This window comes from Prochlorococcus sp. MIT 1303, assembly GCF_001631965.1.
Taxonomy (GTDB): Bacteria; Cyanobacteriota; Cyanobacteriia; order PCC-6307; family Cyanobiaceae; genus Prochlorococcus; species Prochlorococcus marinus_D.
This window is the reverse complement of record NZ_LVHK01000041.1, coordinates 68,261-82,994: the sequence shown is the minus strand read 5'-3', so window position 1 is coordinate 82,994 and position 14,734 is coordinate 68,261. Positions and strand designations below refer to the sequence as shown.

General features: G+C 54.0%; 14 protein-coding genes. 7 read left to right on the top strand and 7 right to left on the bottom strand.

Annotated elements, in window-relative coordinates:
• The first annotated feature begins 17 nt into the window (after positions 1–17).
• From PMIT1303_RS13780 to PMIT1303_RS06180, 3 genes are all read left to right on the top strand, one after another.
• Entirely contained in the window at positions 18–194 is a 177-nt protein-coding gene (locus tag PMIT1303_RS13780; protein WP_197459778.1) for a hypothetical protein, read from the top strand.
• A 68-nt stretch (positions 195–262) separates the two neighbouring features.
• Complete coding sequence (locus tag PMIT1303_RS06185) at positions 263–670, top strand: hypothetical protein (RefSeq protein ID WP_063397957.1); 408 nt, start codon at positions 263–265, stop codon at positions 668–670.
• Positions 671–738: 68 nt separating this feature from the next.
• Positions 739–1,362, top strand: coding sequence for an RluA family pseudouridine synthase (locus PMIT1303_RS06180; RefSeq protein WP_063397956.1), 624 nt, complete (start codon positions 739–741; stop codon positions 1,360–1,362).
• 230 nt (positions 1,363–1,592) lie between these two features.
• Here the strand turns inward: PMIT1303_RS06180 and PMIT1303_RS06175 are convergent, their stop codons facing one another.
• Complete coding sequence (locus PMIT1303_RS06175; protein WP_156486926.1) at positions 1,593–3,695, bottom strand: HDIG domain-containing metalloprotein; 2,103 nt, start codon at positions 3,693–3,695, stop codon at positions 1,593–1,595.
• Between the two features lie 58 nt (positions 3,696–3,753).
• On the opposite strand from PMIT1303_RS06175, the gene folD reads away from it, so the two are divergent.
• Genes folD through PMIT1303_RS06155 form a run of 4 tightly spaced genes read left to right on the top strand, consistent with a single transcriptional unit; the run spans position 3,754 to position 7,588 of the window.
• Positions 3,754–4,662, top strand: coding sequence for a bifunctional methylenetetrahydrofolate dehydrogenase/methenyltetrahydrofolate cyclohydrolase FolD (gene folD, locus PMIT1303_RS06170; protein ID WP_063397955.1), 909 nt, complete (start codon positions 3,754–3,756; stop codon positions 4,660–4,662).
• 42 nt (positions 4,663–4,704) lie between these two features.
• Positions 4,705–5,607, top strand: a complete 903-nt coding sequence (gene crtE, locus PMIT1303_RS06165) for a geranylgeranyl diphosphate synthase CrtE (protein WP_197459782.1) — start codon at positions 4,705–4,707, stop codon at positions 5,605–5,607.
• Positions 5,604–6,116 (top strand): divergent PAP2 family protein, encoded by a 513-nt coding sequence (locus tag PMIT1303_RS06160; protein ID WP_063397953.1) that lies wholly within the window; start codon positions 5,604–5,606, stop codon positions 6,114–6,116. The genes crtE and PMIT1303_RS06160 overlap by 4 nt, the downstream gene beginning before the upstream one ends.
• On the top strand, positions 6,113–7,588 hold the full coding sequence (locus PMIT1303_RS06155; RefSeq protein ID WP_063397952.1) for an ATP-dependent RecD-like DNA helicase: 1,476 nt from the start codon (positions 6,113–6,115) through the stop codon (positions 7,586–7,588). The genes PMIT1303_RS06160 and PMIT1303_RS06155 overlap by 4 nt, the downstream gene beginning before the upstream one ends.
• Here PMIT1303_RS06155 and PMIT1303_RS06150 read toward each other — a convergent pair.
• From PMIT1303_RS06150 to PMIT1303_RS06125, 6 genes are all read right to left on the bottom strand, one after another.
• Complete coding sequence (locus PMIT1303_RS06150) at positions 7,563–8,252, bottom strand: GAP family protein (RefSeq protein WP_011130478.1); 690 nt, start codon at positions 8,250–8,252, stop codon at positions 7,563–7,565. The two genes, PMIT1303_RS06155 and PMIT1303_RS06150, sit on opposite strands and share 26 nt — an antisense overlap.
• 79 nt (positions 8,253–8,331) lie before the next feature.
• A complete protein-coding gene (locus tag PMIT1303_RS06145) occupies positions 8,332–8,922 on the bottom strand; it encodes a histidine phosphatase family protein (protein ID WP_063397951.1) in 591 nt (196 codons plus the stop codon).
• Between the two features lie 69 nt (positions 8,923–8,991).
• On the bottom strand, positions 8,992–10,419 hold the full coding sequence (locus PMIT1303_RS06140) for a cobyrinate a,c-diamide synthase (RefSeq protein ID WP_063397950.1): 1,428 nt from the start codon (positions 10,417–10,419) through the stop codon (positions 8,992–8,994).
• A 41-nt stretch (positions 10,420–10,460) separates the two neighbouring features.
• Positions 10,461–11,750: a glucose-6-phosphate dehydrogenase assembly protein OpcA gene (locus PMIT1303_RS06135; protein WP_063397949.1), complete on the bottom strand. Its 1,290-nt coding sequence runs from the start codon at positions 11,748–11,750 to the stop codon at positions 10,461–10,463.
• 41 nt (positions 11,751–11,791) lie between these two features.
• Complete coding sequence (gene zwf / locus PMIT1303_RS06130; RefSeq protein WP_011130474.1) at positions 11,792–13,315, bottom strand: glucose-6-phosphate dehydrogenase; 1,524 nt, start codon at positions 13,313–13,315, stop codon at positions 11,792–11,794.
• 169 nt (positions 13,316–13,484) lie between these two features.
• Positions 13,485–14,585 (bottom strand): FAD-binding oxidoreductase, encoded by a 1,101-nt coding sequence (locus PMIT1303_RS06125; RefSeq protein ID WP_063398010.1) that lies wholly within the window; start codon positions 14,583–14,585, stop codon positions 13,485–13,487.
• Between the last annotated feature and the right edge of the window lie 149 nt (positions 14,586–14,734).

Below are 14,734 nucleotides of genomic sequence, written 5' to 3'. Positions count from 1 at the left end.
GCTGGATTGAGTGGGTCATGGCCTCTCCTCTAGGCTGTAAAGAAGCAGTAGCTCTGCTGTTTTCCACTCTTGAGACTGAGCTTGAGAGTGCAGGAGAAGTCTCTAGCGATGAGACCGCAAACAATGGCGCCGCCGCCGAAAAGTCTTATCAAGGTGACGTTCTTGTCGATCCGCGAGCTCAGTCCAATTCCTGAATCAACCTGATTTCTTTTAGAAGCGTCTAGTAGGCCTGCTTACGTTGGCACTAGTCAGAGTCTTTGTGATGAGTGCTGTGGTTCGTGGTTATTGGTTGATGGCCTGGATCGGCTTGCTAGCCAACGTGGCGGCCCTCCCCATTATTGGAGTGGTTGCATTTACTAATCAGGCTCTGCAAATAACCAATATCAGCCTCGCCTTTAGCCTCGCCTGGCCGGCTGCCATCGTTGGCATCGTGGCATCTGCTGGCCTTTTGGCTGAGCGGCGATGGGGCGTCATCGTTGCCATTGTTGCTTTATCGATGGCCTTAGCAGGGTCGTTGCCTTACGGAATTGTCCGCCTGGTTTTGGATAAGGCATTGGTGGTGCCTGACTCTCAGGCTCTTGGTGGCTTGTCGCTGCTGATGTTCGTTGTGAATCTGCTGGCGCTGCTTTATTGGTGTCGTCCGATTCATCGTCAAGGAGGTCGACTTTGATCTCAGTTGATGATGATTGTCTGATCAGTTTTCATTGCCTGTTCATTGAGCTCGCGTGGGCTTAATGAATGAGGATTTTATTTCAGGATTCCTGGCTAATGGCTGTGGAGAAGCCACCAGGCTTATTGAGTCAGCCTGGTCTTGGTGTTGATCAGCAGGATTCTCTGATTGGTTGCCTGCAGGTTGTTGACCCAGAGCTGCGATTGGTGCATCGCCTTGATCGAGACACTTCAGGGTTGTTGTTGTTGGCGCGAGGGGCTGAGAGCTTGCGGCGTTGCAGCATGCTTTTCTCAGCACGTCGAGTGCGCAAGCTTTATGTGGCAGTGGTGGTTGGCCGGATGAAGAGCAATGCTGGAACGATCAGCTTCCCGATGGCGCGGCTGCAGAAGAATCCGCCGTTATATGGCAAGCATCCGCAAGGAAAAGACAGTCGATCACAATGGAGGCTTAGAAGCTGCAACGCAAAAGGCTCAACGTTATGGCTTTGGCCCTTGACAGGTCGATCCCATCAATTGCGCGCACATTTAGCAAGTGTTGGACATCCGATTTTGGGTGATCCGATTTATGGCAAAGAAGCTGTCTTTGAAAGGATGTATTTACATGCGACAGCCTTGAGCTTTCGTCATCCTTTTACGGGTCAGAGGCTTCGCCTACGAAGTAGGGCTCCATTCCTTGCAGCTCAGGAAAGTTAAGCAAGAGAAAAGTACGAGCTCAGAAATGTAGCTAGGGATTGCTTGGTGGTTGCTGAAATAGAAGAATTTCGAGCAACTTAGCAAGTGCTTTCTTGTAGAGCTTTTGCGTTGCCAAGTTGCGATTGTTGATGTTGCTTGAACCTTTCACCGAGACTTAGATTTATTTGATAGTGATTAGATGCCGATATAAATCTGTAAGGCATTGATTTGATCCTTTCAGTTTCTTGCTGCTAATCGGGGAACCCCTTGCGAGCAGGTATTGGATAAGGGATACGGCGATGGCGCATGCGTCTCCAAACGCGTACGAAAGCACGCCTCACGAGCTCTACTTCGGCTCGGCTGAGGCTGCTTTTTCTCAGTTGGCCATCCCGTTGCCGCTCCTCAATAATTCTCTTCACGGTGTAGTGTGCCTCCCTATCAGAGGTGTTCGGTGGTAGGGAGCGAAGGCATGCTTCACAACCGTCGGCCAGCATCAAGACTCCGGTCTCGCGGGAACGAGGTATTGGTCCCCGGTAGCGGAAGTTTTTTTCTGCAGCGGAGGGGTCTAGTTCTCTTGCGCGATGAAGGAAATACCCCATCTTCAAAGTGCCTTGATGTTCAGGGATGAAGTCCGCCACTCGGCGCGGTAAGCGGTAGCGACGGGCCAGTTTTAAACCCTCATCAACATGGGCTTGAAGCACTTCCGCGCTGCCGTGGGGATTATTAAGTTGTTCGTGAGGATTTTCCTCTCCTTCGATCTGATTCTCGATAAACCACTTTGGTGCGTGGAGCTTGCCAACATCGTGGTACAAGGCACCCGTACGGATCAGGTCTACATCGGCACCGATGGCTCTGGCCCCTTCCTCTGCAAGCCCACAGATCATCAATGTGTGTTCGAAAGTCCCTGGAGCTTCTGAGGAGAGACGGCGTAGCAGAGGGCGCTCTTGATCGGCCAATTCCAACAAGCGGGCTCTGGTGAGCAGGCCAAAAGAGGTCTCCAAAATTGGGGTCAGCAGGATCGCCAGCATCAGCAAGATGCCCATCAGGAGTGCTTCTGAGAGAAGTTCGCTGAAGTTGGGTGTAAATCGTCCCCAGGTGCCGCCGCCTGCACTCAGGAGCAGCCACTCAGCCAGCAGGGCTGCTAACGGCAACAAAAAGGCCATTTGCAACAGCTGGGCCCTGCTACGCAGACGGCCGGCATAAAAAGCTGCCACAGCAGCAACGATACAGGCAATCATCATTCGACCTTCGCCAAGGCCGTTGACTGGCATAGGCCATAGCAGGCTCTCTACAGCCATCCATGCCAGGCCACAGCTCGTGCCAAGACCTTGGGCGAGTATTAGTGTTGGCGGCACGATTAGGGCTAGTGGGCTCACCGCAGGAACCAACCAGAGCTTGCTGACCTGAGTGATCAGCAGCAATCCAACGGCCAGTAGGCCATGACGTGCTTCTAGGCAGGGACGCTCCCGTCGCATGATCAGCAGCATCACGCCACAGCCGGCGAGGGCTGTACTGAATCGGCTGAGCCAAGGTCCCCAATCTGGGCCTCGACTGACAAGGCCGAAGTGATTTAAAACGGCATAGCCCCTTGGGCTGATGGGCTCTCCTTTGCTCGTGATCAGATCGCCGCGGCGGACTTCAATGATTGGGAGGTCTTGTTTGGTGATCAGCTCTTCAATGAGGCGTTGGCTGAGGGCTGGATCTGTGCGCAGATTGCTACTGCCTTGATAGGAGGTAGCTAGCAGCTTGCTGCTAAGGCTTCTGGCAGGGCCTTTCCGCTCACCTAGATCGGCTAATTGAATTGAGGCCGCCTCTTGTAGCTGCTCAAGGGCGAGATTGTTTAGTCCTTGACTAAGCATGCGTTCTGAGGCACGGCGGATGGCCATATCCCAGCGTTTTCGTTCTAGTTGGGAGCGCGTCTTGAGCCAGATTTGTTCTTCAGCGCTGAGATTGACAGGCCCTATCCGTCCGGTATCAATATTGCGTGCAACACGTTCCAGCTCAGCGAGATTGCGCTCTAGCTGTTTTTTGAGCCGGGTTGTTTCTTGTTGATCGATCACTTGTACAAAGGTGCTCTGTACGAGCTGAGAGCGCCTTTGTTCGTGAGCTTCAGTGTCAACGACGCGAGCATCCCTGGGCGCTCGCGCCTCAAATGGAGCTGGAAGTCCTGGGCTCAAATTCGGTTGAAACAACCAGGGCCAGCTAGAGATGATTGCTACAGCAAAGCAACTCAGCAGGAGTGCAGCCTTGTAGGGCATTGACCAGCGGAGCACCGGACGCCGCGGCGACTCGCTGCTTAACCAGCTCTGCCAGAGCCTGTTTAAGGTTGGAAGACGGACCACAGAAGCTGGCACTTGTCCTAAACGCTAGCTCTCTTCTGCGTGCATGCTTGGGGAAGCATCGGATCGGTGAATGGCCTTTAGGCTTGATGGCAAACAACTGGCCGCAGAATTGGAGCAGCGTCTCCAAGCTGAAATTGCGGCTGGCTTGCTGCCAGCCGGAAGGCCGCCAGGGTTAGCTGTGTTGCGTATCGGGGACGACCCCGCCAGTGGGTTGTATGTGGCCCACAAGCAGAAAGCTTGTGGGCGTATTGGCGTGGCCAGCTATCTAACCCATTTGCCGGAAACGGTTTCAGCTGCAAAGGTTTTGGCCACGATCCAGGCCTTAAACATCGATGAGCGAGTGGACGGAATTCTTTTGCAATTGCCTTTGCCAAATGGCCTTGATGAAGGGCCTTTGCTTGCTGGGATTGATCCAGAGAAGGATGCCGATGGTCTGCATACCCTCAACCTTGGCCGATTGTTGAAAGGTGAACCTGGGCCGCGCAGTTGTACCCCTGCCGGTGTGATGGCCTTGTTGGCACGCCATCAGATTTCTTTGGAGCGGAAAAGGGCTGTTGTGATTGGGCGCAGCATCCTGGTAGGCCAACCAATGGCATTGATGCTTCAGGCTGCAAATGCCACCGTGAGCGTGGCCCATTCTCATACAGGTGATCTGGCCTCGTTAACTCAGCAGGCCGATGTGTTGGTGGTAGCGGCCGGGCGGCCACAAATGATTGGCTCAGAGCATGTCAAGCCAGGAGCAGTGGTTGTCGATGTTGGCATTCATCGCCTTCCCGCAGATCCTGAGCTAGGGACGCAAGCCAAGGCCAGGTTGTGTGGAGATGTACGAGCTCAAGAAGTTGAACCCTTGGCAAGTGCATTGACCCCTGTTCCTGGTGGTGTAGGTCCGATGACCGTGACCATGCTCTTGGTGAATACCGTGGCTAGATGGCAGCAGCATTGCGGTTTGCCCTTCGGCCTGAGAGATTTGCTGCTTTGAGAGTGGTTGGCCTGAGAGAATCCCATGAACGAGACAAGGTTCATGGCGGCGGCGGTCAGCACCTTCTTCGATTTCCCCGCCTATTTGGCTGCGGCCAAAGCCAGCGTTGAAGAGGCTTTGGATGATTCGCTTGGCCCTGAGCGCCCTGAGCAACTCAGGGAGGCCATGCGCTACTCCCTTTTGGCGGGCGGTAAGCGATTGCGACCGATCCTTTGCTTGGCAGCTTGCGAACTTGCCGGAGGTGAGTCAGAGCAGGCGTTATCCACGGCCGTTGCTCTTGAGATGATTCATACGATGTCGTTGATCCATGACGACCTACCCGCCATGGATAACGATGATTTGCGTCGTGGCCGCCCCACGAACCACAAGGTTTACGGCGACGCCGTTGCCATTCTCGCGGGCGATGCGCTGCTCACGCGTTCTTTCGAGATGGTTGCTTTGCGCAGTCCGGGAGTACCCCCGGAGCGGTTGCTGAAGGTCGTTGGCGAGCTTTCTCTCGTTGCCGGTGCTCCTGGTTTGGTGGGGGGGCAGGTTGTGGATCTGGAGTGTGAGGGCAAAGAGGTGGATTTGGATACCTTGGAGTTCATTCATCTCCATAAGACCGGGGCCTTGTTGAGTGCTTGTGTGATCTGCGGAGCATTGATTGGTGGTGCAGAAGACGATTTGATCGCTGCACTACGCATCTATGCGAGAGGCATTGGTTTGGCGTTTCAGATCATTGATGACATCCTTGATTTGACTGCGAGTAGTGATGTTCTTGGCAAAACTGCTGGCAAGGATCTGCTTGCTGATAAGACCACCTATCCCAAATTGTTGGGTTTAGAGGAATCCCGTCGGCGTGCAGAACTCCTTGTGAGCGAAGCCAAGGCAGCACTAGAGCCTTGGCAAGCTTCTGCTGCACCTTTGCTGGCACTAGCCGATTACATCACCAGCCGCGATCGATGATTGTCAGCGACTCTTCCCCATCAGCGTGGCTTGGACTTTTAGATAATGCTGTCTTGGCTTGGGGGCTTGCCGCGTGTGGCTTGGCTCAGCTTTCCAAGCTGATTGTGGAGTTAATTTTTTATCGTCGCTGGCGACCTGCAGTGCTTCTTGAAACGGGTGGCATGCCTTCGAGCCATTCGGCCCTTGTGACTGCTACAGCAGCAGGTGTGGGATGGGAGATGGGCTTTGATCATTCAGGATTTGCTCTTGCAGCCACTGTGGCTTTTGTGGTCATGTATGACGCCAGTGGGATAAGACGTGCTGCGGGATTTACCGCAGCACGGGTGAATCTTTTGCCTGTGGAGACCTGGCCCACTCCACCAGAAAAACAGCTCAAAGAAAGCCTTGGTCACACTCGTTTTGAAGTATTAGTGGGCAGTTTGATCGGCCCTGCAGTGGCGTTGCCGGGATTGGTTTTTGTTGGTTCTCCACTCCATCTCAGCCAGTTATTGGGTATGACATTGGGGTGACGCAGTCTTCTTTAGATCCTGCGACTGTTGAGCTCACCGCAGATCAGCAGCAGGCTGCCGAAGCGTTCAGTTCTTGGTTGGATGATGCGAATCATGGCAATCCCTTTGTTCTGAGTGGTTTCGCTGGCAGTGGTAAGACGTTCCTTTCGATGCGATTGTTGCGTCAGGTGGAGGACGCTGGACTGTGTTGGACAGTTGTTGCGCCAACTCACAAGGCTGTTGGTGTGCTTCGTCAGGCTTTGGACCTTGAAGGCCTCAGGCCCACCTGGTATCCCTCCACGATTCATCGGCTGCTTCGCCTGAAATTGAAGCGGCAGGGTGATCTTGAGTTGTGTGAGTCAACAGAGCAAACGGCCCAGTCTCTAGAGCAATTGGGCCTGGTTCTGATCGATGAATCTTCGATGATCGACAGCACCCTGCTGGGTCTTGCTCTGCAGTGTGCCCACCCCTTTCGGACACGTCTCGTTTTTGTAGGCGATCCTGCTCAACTGCCTCCTATCGGTGAGGCCCAAAGTCCTGTGTTCTCGATGCATAGAGCCTGTACAGCAACATTGCAGCAGGTGGTGCGTCATCAGGGCCCTGTGTTGCGATTGGCGAGTCGTCTTCGCGATGGCAGCTTGCCCTGTCAGTCCCCGCCATGCTTTCCCTTGATTGAGGATGAGCTGGGCCGGGTTGGATGCATGGATCAAAACAACTGGCTGAAGCGAGCTCAGGCTGCCTTGCAATCCGCGGCCATTCAGGATAACCCTGATGCAGCAAGGATTCTTTGCTACACGAATCGCAGCTTGGAGCAATTGGTTCCCCATGCAAGGCGGGCGATTCATGGTGATATGGCCGATCAGTTGCCGGTACTCCCCGGAGAGGTCTTGATTGCACGCAAAGCAGTCATGGCACCGGCTTCTCGTAGTGGTGCCGAGACTGGCGAGGAACCCGACATGGTGCTCGGATCAAACCGAGAGGTGGTTGTCCGTGACGTCACTCCGGAACGCTGTGACCTTGCAGAGTTTGGTTTAGAAGGACAAAGCGATTGGTCTGTGCCGGTGGTTGACACCCTGACGGCCAAAGTTCGAGCAGGCGAGCTTGATTTGGAGTTGCGTTTGCAGCCGCCAGTTGGTTCTGAGGGCAGACGTTTGCTCGATACCACGTTGCAAAGGCTCAGGGTTGAGGCAAAAGCGGCGGGCAAAAGGGATGGTCGCTCTTTGTGGCGGCGTTTTTTTCTGCTTCGAGATGCCTTCGCATCATTGGGGCCTGCGGCGGTTCTTACCGTCCATCGCAGCCAGGGGAGCAGCTTCGGGGAGGTGTTTGTTGCTGGTGATGTTTTCTGGCCTCAAGATCTCACCTTGAGACGACAACTGGTTTATGTGGCTGTTAGTCGCGCCCGTACAGGTGTGTGGCTTGTTGGGAAAACAGGTGCCGCCGCCTCACCAGGTCGCTGGTTGGATCAACTCAGATCACAATCGTCAGACCGCTGATTCCTTGCCAACCAAGGTAGGCACCTAGAGCAAAACTCACCCCACCAACGATTAAGTCACCTTTGGCAAATAAAAGTTGTTTGCCAGATTGCAGCAAGGGAATCACGCGTTCTCTGCCAATGATCACGGCGACTAGGGGGATCAGTAACAGCAGGCTCGATCCAAATGTGAAAAACACCAAGCCAACGATTTCTTGCCAGCTGGGGAGGCTTGCGGCTAGTACCACGGCTGAAGTCTTGGCAAATAGGAAGAGGTCATCTGGGCTGATGAGTTCTGTTAGCGCACCAACGGCGATCAAAAGCGGCAGCGGCAAATTGATAAATCGTTCGATCGTATGGGTCCAGGCTGGTTGTTCTTCTCCTGCAGCAAACGAACGCAAGAGCTCCTTTAATCCCAACGAGATCAAAGCTCCTCCGCCAAGAAGGTCGAGAGCTGTTCGATGATGAGAGCCTTGGGTCATGTCCAATACCAAGCTGTGGCCCACAGTCAGTAGCAGGATGACGGTGACCAGAGTGGTTACGATCCAGCCAGTAACGAACCAACTTCCCCGCTGAATCGGTTTAGGACCTAGCAGTAGGAGAAGCAGGACCCCTAAATGGATCGGCGAGAGAGCTAAGCCGGTGCCAAAGGCCAACAGTTCGGCCCATAGGGTGGTGTCAGCCATTGAGGCGATCAGGTGAGCTTGTCAATATTCGCTCATGATCAATGGTCAATCTTGGCGCAAGAACCTTTCGTTGTTCGATTTAGAACTTGCCACTGCAAAGGGCATTCCAGCGTGTGATCACGCGCTGTTCTCTTTCGAAACCAAGAATGCAAATGCTGCCGGTATCGAGTCTGAACAGTCGGCCGGCTGCGGCTCCAAGGCCTAGCCAGGTGCCAGTTAGGGCTCGCAAGATATGTCCATGGGCGAAGAGAACGATGTCACCCTTGTTTGAGATGCCGAGGGCATGTTCAATGATTCGTTCACAACGCTCTTGCACGGCAGTAGCGTGCTCGCCACCAGGACAACCCTGATCCCAAACAGTCCACTCAGGAACGGTTTGACGGATCTCTGCTGTGGTGATGCCTTCATAGTTTCCGTAGTTCCACTCGATCAGCTCCGGCAGGATTTCAGCGTGCATGTCAAGCTCAGCCAGCGCACAGGTGCGCATGGCTCGTTGCAGGGGAGATGAAAGCACAGCAGCAAATCTCACGCCTTTGAGCACAGGAGCAAGAGCCTTCGCCTCTTCTTCCCCTTGGGGTAGCAAGGGGAGGTCGGTGCTACCGGTATGGCGGCCTTGGAGTGCCCATTCGGTAGCACCATGGCGGATGATCCAAAGTTGACGAGATGTCATGCAGGACGGTTGCTGCTGGCTGAATTTTGACGAGCATCTTCAAATGATGTCTTCCTGGGTTTGTGCTGTTCAGAAATCACTTTTTGCTGGGATTGATTGCGGTTCGAGTGCGGCTCGCCATCGACGGGAGATCATTGAGCAGCTCGCCCAGTGGAGGTGCACCCAGCTGGCATGCAATGTCTGATGGCTCCATCCTTCTTTGTGTTGAGGAACCCGCCACCCTTGAACTTGCCATAGAGAGCTTGGTTTGTTGATCTTGTGTGGTCGATCAAGAAGGTTGTTTAAGCCATCGTTAGGGCTCGTGGGGTGGAGTTCCCAGCGGTGGAATTCATGGCCCATCAGTCGATCACCTTTGCGTACAACAAGACTGTCTTCTGTGCCATCAAGGCTGCGATAACCCACTTGAAGGGAGCCTTTTTTGGCATGAAAAGGAAGTAGGCCTGTCATCGGATGGGCTTGTCCTTCCAGATCAGTGAGGGTCTGTCCAAGCAGAAGCATCCCGCCACATTCGGCATAAATCGGGCGCCGTCCATACCAGGCCCGTAGGTCTGCCATGCTGCGATCACATTGACTAAGACTCGCCGCATATTGTTCGGGGAAGCCGCCTGGAAGGATCACACCTTTCGCTTGTGCAGGTAGGGGTTCATCCTCCAGTGGTTTCCAGGGCAGGACTGGCATCCCAAGAGCTTCAAGGCAATCTTTGGTTTCTGGATAGCGAAAGTGAAAGGCATCGTCTTGAGCGACTGCTACAGGCCGTAGTGGTTGTGGTGATTGGATGCTCTTTTCTCCAAGCAGGGCATGAATTGGATCTATTGCCGGGGTAGGCGCGCGGAGCAACGTTTTGAAGCTCGTTAGATCGAGATGAGTTTCTGCGAGGGCACTCCAGGCTTGTAGTCGAGCTTCCAATCGCTCAAGCTCATGGGCTGGAGCAAGGCCGAGATGTCTGCTGGGAAGATTGAGTTCAGGATCTCGGGGCAAGCAACCGAGCACTTTTACATCAATACTGTTGAGGACTTCTTTCAGTAATTCTTTGTGGCGATTGCTATTGACCCGGTTCAACACCACCCCGGCCAGAGTCAGTTGTGGATCGTGGTCTCGAAAGCCTTTAACAAGGGCCGCTAGGGAGCCTGCTTGGCCGCTTGCATCCACGACAAGCACGACTGGTAGTTGCAGGTGACGAGCTACGGCAGCAGTACTGCCTTGCTGCGATGTGCCGACACCATCGAATAGGCCCATGACGCCTTCCACCAGCGCAAGGTCGGCAGCTGCACCAAAGCCATGAAAGCTGTTTTGCACCCAGTCGGGGCCACAGAGCAGTAGGTCAAGGTTTCGACAGGGTCTACCGGAAGCAACTGTTAGTTGTTGCGGGTCGAGATAGTCGGGTCCCACCTTGAATGGTTGGAGGCTTAGATCACGGCTGCGTGCCCAGGCTGTGAGGGTGAGGCTTAGTAAGGTTTTTCCAGTGCCACTGGCTGGGGCAGCAATCACACAGGCCATGACGGGTGGCGGCTGAAAAAGGGCTTCGCCAAAGGGGGGTCTTAGCTAAGCAGCTTGGCAGCAAGGGGGGCTGCAGCGGCAAGCAGGGGGGTGGTGGTGTTATGGCCACCAGCGAGGAGTCTGGCTACATCCATCTCTACAGAGGCGACCTGCATGGGGACGACTTCTTCAATCAGCTCCATGCTGGCCATGCCACCTGCTTCGAGTCTCATGCAGCCGCCAGATTCGGCACAGAGAATCACGCAAACGGCATGTTCGAGTTGTGCATCTGGCTTGCAGATCAACCTGACCCCCACGATCTGGCCAGGATGAATGCTCGGTTGCCCCATGGGTACAGGCATAAGGCGAAAGTGAACAGTGGTGCCATCGGTTCGGCGGAATTCGGCAGCAATCCCTTCCCCTTTTATTGTCTGGGCGGCTTGTAATTGCCATCCCAGTCGATCGGCGATCCAGGCGGCTAACAACAGACCCTGGACGGGGTGATGACCCTCAACGTCGATTTCGAGCTGATCAACATGACTAAGGGCATTGCGGCGGTGTGGTGGGTCAAACACCATTGCGAGGTGTTCTCGCCAAGTGCGCAGTCTTAACCAATTCAGATCATTCACCGCTCGGCCTGCTTCCACATGGGCATTGAGCAGCTCAATGCAGCGATGGGGATCTCCTAGTGCTGTATCGATCACCAGGCGCCGTGGGGTCACAGCCAGCCGCTCGAGCAATTCGGGGGCTTCGTCCAGGCTGCCGTTCCACCAGACCCAGGAGGGCAGTTCTGCAGGTAGTAGAGGTTGAAGGATTCCCAGCCCAGCTGTTAGGGCGTGATGGTCACCGCGAAGCACCACCACATCTCCGCAGGCGCTGTTTCCTCCTCCTTCTTCTGGTAATGGGCAATAGGCAGCCACGAGTGTCTCGAGGTCATGCCCCTTCTCGAGGGTTGGTGCCAGTGTGATCAGGCGTCGGGGTTCTAAGGCACTGATGGCAGCATCAATGTGTTGCCCACGTAAATCTTCGCCATGTTGATTGCCTTTGCGATTGGCAAGGACTGCGGCAACACTTGAATCCAGAGGAGGTGTGCTGTGGGGAAGATCACCTTCGGTAACGGCTTTGCGGGCAGCTTGGATGAGCTCTTGGCTCTGCGATCCAATGATCGGGCCATCAATCTGGCCGGTTCTAACCAGCTGCTGTTCGACCCAGGCCGGCTGCCAAACCAGCAGGGAGAATGTTTTGGCGCCTGTGTTGCCAGGTTGATCGTTTAACCAGAGCTGCTCGAGATAGCTAGGGACCTCACTAGGAGGGAGTTGCAGAGGGCTCTGAAGCGTGAGCTGGGGGGACATGGATAGAGCTGAGTAATCAAGATGAGATGAGCCAGGCGGAATCAGGGTCGGCGCCAGAGCAATCCGTCATTGGCAAGCAGGGTATCGGCAGCAGCGGGCCCCCAGGTACGTGATTCATAGGGATGAATGGGCAATTGCCATGGGCTGTCTTCAATCAGTTCCAGGAGAGGGGTGTAAAGGCGCCACGCTGCTTCAACCTCATCACTGCGGGTGAATAAAGTTGGGTCACTGAGCATGGCATCAGCTAAAAGTCGGACGTATCCCTCATCGGATGGCTCACCGAAGGATTCGTCATAGGAGAATTCCATCTCTACTGGTCGGCTGCGCATTCCTGAACCAGGTGACTTCACCTCAAAGCGCCACTCGGCTCCTTCATCCGGTTGGATTCGCAGGATGAGTTGGTTCGCTGTAGGGCTGCCCCCAGCGGCATCGAAAAGGTGCACGGGTGCTTCTCGAAAGGTGAGAACCACTTCACTAAGACGCTTTGCTAGTCGTTTGCCAGTGCGAACGTAAAAGGGCACTCCCTGCCAGCGCCAGTTGTCGATGAAAAGTTTCATCGCTACATAGGTCTCGGTGGTGCTGCTGGGATCGACACCCGGCTCCTGTCGGTAGCCTGCTATCGGAGCTTCCTTGGTGCCGCCAGGTGCGTACTGGCCACGGATGCAGCAGTTCCAAGGTTCCAACTCATCCGCTAGGCGAGCCGCTAGCAAAACCTTGGCTTTTTCATTGCGGATTGCCTCAGGGTCAAAGCGCCCTGGCGGTTCCATCGTGGTGATGGCCAGCATCTGGGTGAGATGGTTTTGCACCATGTCGCGCAGGGCCCCTGACGATTCGTAGTAGTTGGCTCGTTCTTCAACCCCTACGGTTTCAGCGGCTGTGATTTGAACGCTGGAGATGTAATTCCGGTTCCAGATTGGTTCAAAGATGGTATTTGCGAATCGCAGCACAAGGATGTTCTGGACTGTTTCTTTGCCGAGGTAGTGGTCGATGCGGAAGATTTGATTCTCTTGGCCACAGCTTTGGACGATTTGATTTAAAGACTGAGCACTGGCGTAATCACGCCCGAATGGTTTTTCGATGACCACTCGACTGCGTTTGGGATCACTTAGAAGACCGGCATTAGCAAGAGCTTTGCAGCCACTGCCGTAGAACTTTGGTGACACCGAAAGATAGAAGGTGCGATTGCTGCGGGTGGCGCGGAGTCGATCAATCTCTTCCAGCCGATGGCTGAGTTTGATGAGGTCTTCTGGCTTCTGTAGATCGACAGGTTCGTAAAAAAGACCAGCGGCGAATTGATCCCAAGCAAGATGGTTTTCGTTGATAGTCTCGCCGAGGGCTTCAGCCATTTTTTGGCGAAATATTTCGTTGCTCCAAGGACGTCGCGCGCAGCCAAGTAGGGCGAATTCACTCGGCAGCCGCCGTTGTTTGTATAGCTCGAAAAGGGCTGGCACCAATTTGCGGTGGGTGAGATCGCCACTTGCACCAAAGATGACTAGGCACTGCGGTGCGATAACCCGCTCTTGACGCAGTCCAACCCGCAAAGGGTTTGTGATCGTGGTGCTCATGGAACACAGACCTCTTCTGACGGGAAACCAAGGATCTGTGAATTCAAAGTGCTCCAGACCATCTCGGCATGCTTTGTCCTCGTATGCCCAAAAAAATTTGAGGAGGCATAAAAAAACCGCCTGAATTGGCGGGTCTTTTTATCAGGCTAAAAACCTGGGGATTGCAGGATTAATAGGTCTCAACGTGCCAGCGATGAGCTTTTTTCAGCTGGGGTCGTAACTCTGACCAATCGATCCCTTTAGCGGTTGCAGCTGCGGTCATCGCTTCGTCGATACCAGGCTCCATGCCCTTAAGGCCGCACATATAAACATGGGTTTTGGGGTTCTCAATCATTTTGAAGATCTGATCGGAATATTCCATCACCCTGTCTTGGATATACATCCGGCCGCCTTTGGAATTCTGCTGTTCGCGGCTGATGGCCTTGGTATAGATGAAGTTGTCGGGAAATTCTCTGAGATAACGCTCAAAGTCATCGTCATAAAGAAGGTTGGCCGTGTAGGGAGCTCCCATGAATAGCCAGGCTTTGCCACGGAATTTCCAGCCATTCTTGGAGCGCTCTGTAGGCTCAAACATGCGGCGAAGATAGGCACGCATTGGAGCGATGCCGGTTCCGGTGGCCAACATGATGACGTTGGCCTCTTCATCATCTGGTAGAAGCATTTCTTTGCCTACCGGTCCGGTGATCTTCGTTTTGGCTCCAGGCTTGATGTCGCAGAGATAGGTGGAGCAGACACCGTTAATCGTTTTGCCGTCTAGCTCGTATTGGAGCTGACGAACACATAACGAGACTGTTTTGCCCTCTAGGTTGTCGCCATGGCGGGTGCTGGCAATTGAATACAGACGAAGCTTATGGGGCTTGCCATTGGCATCCGTACCAGCAGGAATGATGCCAATGCTCTGTCCTTCTACATAACTGAGATGGGGGTCACTCCCGGCCAGGTTGAAAGTGATGTGATTGACCCTGCCAACAGCACCTTCTTTGACAAGGCTGTAGTTCTCTAGAACCGTCCCTTCAAAGGGTGCCTTGGGCTTGTAAAGGTTAATAGGTATTGCTTTTTGAGCGGGTGGGCTTTTGGTATCAGGCTTTTCGGTTGAGGTGGTTGTCGAGGATGATTTTATTTGAGCCGCTTGGCGGTAAGAAAAGCTAAAAGGAACTAACTTCCCGTCTTGGCCACGGTAAAAGAGTGCTTTGACAACGTAGAAAGCGCCAATAACAAGAGGGATATGGGCGATTCCACCGAGAACTACTTCAGTTTGGTTGAAAGCCATCAAGAGCAAGAGCGTGACGGCGAGAATACCTTAGAAGGTGTGGTGGTATGCATACTCATCGGCGTTTTCGGGTTACGTTTGGCGATTGGCACAGCTCAGTCTCTGGGCATTGGCTCAACGTTCATTGAATTCTTTCGGTATCCTTTCCA

Bases quoted from the DNA above. Each gene is read 5' to 3' on its own strand.
- PMIT1303_RS13780 (WP_197459778.1), top strand. From the start codon at position 18: ATGGCCTCTCCTCTAGGCTGTAAAGAAGCAGTAGCTCTGCTGTTTTCC.
- PMIT1303_RS06185 (WP_063397957.1), top strand. From the start codon at position 263: ATGAGTGCTGTGGTTCGTGGTTATTGGTTGATGGCCTGGATCGGCTTG.
- PMIT1303_RS06180 (WP_063397956.1), top strand. From the start codon at position 739: ATGAGGATTTTATTTCAGGATTCCTGGCTAATGGCTGTGGAGAAGCCA.
- folD (WP_063397955.1), top strand. From the start codon at position 3,754: ATGGCCTTTAGGCTTGATGGCAAACAACTGGCCGCAGAATTGGAGCAG.
- crtE (WP_197459782.1), top strand. From the start codon at position 4,705: ATGGCGGCGGCGGTCAGCACCTTCTTCGATTTCCCCGCCTATTTGGCT.
- PMIT1303_RS06160 (WP_063397953.1), top strand. From the start codon at position 5,604: ATGATTGTCAGCGACTCTTCCCCATCAGCGTGGCTTGGACTTTTAGAT.
- PMIT1303_RS06150 (WP_011130478.1), bottom strand. From the start codon at position 8,252: ATGGCTGACACCACCCTATGGGCCGAACTGTTGGCCTTTGGCACCGGC.
- PMIT1303_RS06145 (WP_063397951.1), bottom strand. From the start codon at position 8,922: ATGACATCTCGTCAACTTTGGATCATCCGCCATGGTGCTACCGAATGG.
- PMIT1303_RS06140 (WP_063397950.1), bottom strand. From the start codon at position 10,419: ATGGCCTGTGTGATTGCTGCCCCAGCCAGTGGCACTGGAAAAACCTTA.
- PMIT1303_RS06135 (WP_063397949.1), bottom strand. From the start codon at position 11,750: ATGTCCCCCCAGCTCACGCTTCAGAGCCCTCTGCAACTCCCTCCTAGT.
- zwf (WP_011130474.1), bottom strand. From the start codon at position 13,315: ATGAGCACCACGATCACAAACCCTTTGCGGGTTGGACTGCGTCAAGAG.
- PMIT1303_RS06125 (WP_063398010.1), bottom strand. From the start codon at position 14,585: ATGGCTTTCAACCAAACTGAAGTAGTTCTCGGTGGAATCGCCCATATC.